Below are 3,425 nucleotides of genomic sequence, written 5' to 3'. Positions count from 1 at the left end.
TTCACTGCCTGTACTTTGTATTCATGATCATATTTCCTGTTTTCTGCCATTTTTGTTCACTCCTTATTCTCTTGATTATATATCAAATCCTTGAGAATGGGGTGTCAACTTTTTTTATACCACATCAGGAAAATTACTAGAAAAACCTGGACGGACGGGGCAGGAAATGCAGTCCGCACGTTTGACGGCGGGATTTATACTGACCATGTATTTACAGACGATGGGAAAGAGACTGCATCCATCCTCCTTGGGACCGGCACCGGTGGAGAAGAGAAGATCTCCATCAGCCTATTTGATAAGGAGGGAAAACAGACCCATACGATCCAAAATCCAAAAGTGGATCATGGAGCCGTCACCGTGGATGATACATCCATCGTCACAAAGACATCCTACGATGCCAATGGAAATGAGATTTCTGCTATTGATGGAAACGGAAATACGACCGGTTATGCTTACGATGACCAGAACCGAGTGACAAAAGTCACACAGGATAATATCAGTAGCACCATCGCTTACAGCATTGGAGAAGACGGAAAGACCACGACCAGCGTGACCGATGCCAAAGGACACATCAACCGGGAAGTCACCAATGAAGCAGGACTGACAGAAAGCACCACCGATCTCGGAGACGGCAGTGAACGTATCTCCACAACTTATACGTACGATGAAAATGGAAATAAAATAAAAGAAACTTATGAAAACGGCGGATACAAAACCTTTGCTTATGATAAGAAAAACCGTTTGGTGAAAACAGAATCTTATAATGCACCAGATGTGGGAGAGAACACCGGAGAAAGGACACTAAAATCTGTCTATAGCTATGACATCCATGATCGGCTGGTGGAAATGGTGGATTATAAAGTTACTGGAAATACGGAGACTGCTTACCGGTATACCGAATATGGTTATGACAGCCGGGGACAGATGACGGGATCTGCAGAATTAAGCCAGGGAGGACAGCCGACCGCCGATGATATATCCTCACATCAGATCACCTATACCTATGATGCCGACGGGAATCTGGAAAAAATCACCTATCCTTCTGAAAAGAACGGAGTAAAGAGCCTTTCCTACACCTATAACAAAGACGGATGGCTCACGGAGATCAAAGCAGCCGTAAGATCCGGAAGTTCCACGACAGAAAAGGCGGTCCGCACCTATACGTATGATGCTTACGGCAGAGTCAAAGAGATCAAAGATTACCGGAACATCCTGGAAAGTGGAGACAAGGCTGTAAAGAAAGTCTATGGTTATGACAGCTTTGACCGCGTCAAGGAGATGTCTTCTACGGATCTGGAGACCGGAAAAGAGATGGAATCTTACCATTATGAATATGACAAGAATTCCAACATCACGAAAAAGACAGAGATCAACAACTATCCAAAAGAAGATGGAAAGAAGGTCAACGAGACCAAAGCATATACGTATGACAAACTGGGAAGGCTGACAAAAACTGTTACTACAGACCATAAAAATGACGACAGCCAAAAGACGGTTACTTATACTTATGACAATGTGGGAAACCGGATGTCTGAGGATGACGGAACGACGCAGACAACGTATGTTTATAATGGACTGGATCAGATCAAGACTGCCACGAAAGCCAAGGGAACTGCTGTGGATGAGGTGAAACAGTATACTTATGATGCCAATGGAAATCAGATAAGCATCAAGAGTACCAAGACTGGACAGACAGAGACGTATGATTACGATGCCGAAAATCGCTTGAGTGAGGTATCTGCCACAAAAGATGGGAAAACATCCATCGTACAGCAGAATGCCTATAACGGAGACGGACAGCGGATCCAAAAGATCGAGGGAGATAAAACGGTCAATTATTATTATCAGGACGGCGTTGTATCTTATACGACCGATGGGACCGGAGCACAGACCAGTCAGAACCTGATCGGTCTGGAAGGAAATATCATTGGAACCCAGCGCTACAGCGGTGACAATACTTCTTACTATCTATATAATAAGGATATCCAGGGAAGTACGACGAGTCTTGTAAAAGAGGACGGAACTGCCGATGCAACTTATCAATATACAGACTTTGGGGAAACCACAGTCAATGGGGATAATAAAGTTGATAACGAAGTGTGTTATACCGGAGGTATCTATGACAACACGACAGGACTTTATTACTTGAATGCCAGATACTATGATCCCGAAGACGAAAGATTTTTAACGGAAGATACTTACCGTGGAGAAGGTAATGAACCGGATACATGGAATCTGTATACGTATTGTGCGAATAACCCGGTGAATTATATCGATCCAAGTGGGCATAAGAAAAAAATTATTAATATATCTAGAAGTTTAGAAAAATATATGATGAGTAATGCTAGGCTAATGAAGAATAAACTAAATAGTGCTTTGGAAAGTAGGAGTGGATCCAAAATTGGAAAAGTAATTTCTGTTTACAAATATTTTTTGAATGCAGTTAAAACAAAAGGAAAATGGGATTTGAAACGAAAAAAGAGTTGGATGTTAAATGAAAAGAAAGAAGTGTATAAGTATGGCGGAAAAAAATTATATCGGAATGATGATGTTGGAAATATACACTTTGGATTTGTTGGATCGGTATTATTTACTAGAGAATTTATGTGTGCAGGGGCTGGATTATATCAAGTTAAATCAGGTACATCAAAATGGAAATATGCTTTATCTTATGGAGATGACCCACATGATACTAGTATGATACGATACGGAAACTCTTTGTATCATCGAACGGGTAGTTCTTTGTATAAAAAAAGTAAAAAATATGTTAAATTTGGCACGATGTTGGTTTCTGTAAGAAAGGGGAAATAGCATATTATGAAAAGAGTCATTAAAATATCCGTAGTTGTTGTTATGGTATTAGTGATAATTTTGGGATGGGGAATTTATCATTTTACATGGGATACTCAAAGTATTCCCAAAGGTGAACTCATTCGAAAAGTTAATTCCCCGAAAGGAAAATACATTGCAAATGTATATAATGGAACAGGAGGGGCGACTGTTGACGATTCTGTAATCGTAGAAGTAGAACAGAAATTGACAAAAAAGAAAAAGAATATTTATTTTGAATACCATTGTAGGAATGTTGAAGTAAAATGGTTGACGGAAACATACATACAAATCAATGGAAAGAAAATGAATATACACAAAGATGTTTATGATTTTAGGCATGAATAATAAATCTAAGGGGGAATAATCCCCCTTAGATTGTAATAATCCGGTGAACTATACGGATCCAAGTGGGCATTGGTCTTTGGGATTCTGGAGTAAAAAACAACACTATTTTGCATTTAATCAGAATGGTCCTATGTCAAGATTTAGTACAAGTTAAAATGAGTTTTTCCTCATCCTAACTTGTCATCTGCAATTCGTTTTTCTGGATTTTACGATACAACTTTTCATACTCATTTGGAGACATATAGTCA

2 protein-coding genes are annotated in these 3,425 nt (G+C 39.7%); both read left to right on the top strand.

Features of this window, described 5'->3' with window-relative positions; genetic code table 11:
- Positions 1-96: 96 nt before the first annotated feature.
- Positions 97-2,811 carry an RHS repeat-associated core domain-containing protein gene (locus KTB61_RS12830; RefSeq protein WP_216697699.1) on the top strand — a complete coding sequence of 905 codons (2,715 nt, stop codon included), beginning with the start codon at positions 97-99 and terminating at the stop codon, positions 2,809-2,811.
- A 6-nt stretch (positions 2,812-2,817) separates the two neighbouring features.
- Positions 2,818-3,177, top strand: a complete 360-nt coding sequence (locus KTB61_RS12825) for a DUF5412 family protein (protein WP_216697698.1) — start codon at positions 2,818-2,820, stop codon at positions 3,175-3,177.
- The last annotated feature ends 248 nt before the right edge of the window (positions 3,178-3,425 follow it).

It is taken from the genome of Anaerostipes faecalis, from assembly GCF_018982945.1.
Taxonomy (GTDB): Bacteria; Bacillota; Clostridia; order Lachnospirales; family Lachnospiraceae; genus Anaerostipes; species Anaerostipes faecalis.
This window is presented reverse-complemented; position numbering and strand designations above follow the sequence as displayed.

Coding starts and splice junctions, on each gene's coding strand:
- KTB61_RS12830 (WP_216697699.1), top strand. CDS start 97: ATGGGGTGTCAACTTTTTTTATACCACATCAGGAAAATTACTAGAAAA.
- KTB61_RS12825 (WP_216697698.1), top strand. CDS start 2,818: ATGAAAAGAGTCATTAAAATATCCGTAGTTGTTGTTATGGTATTAGTG.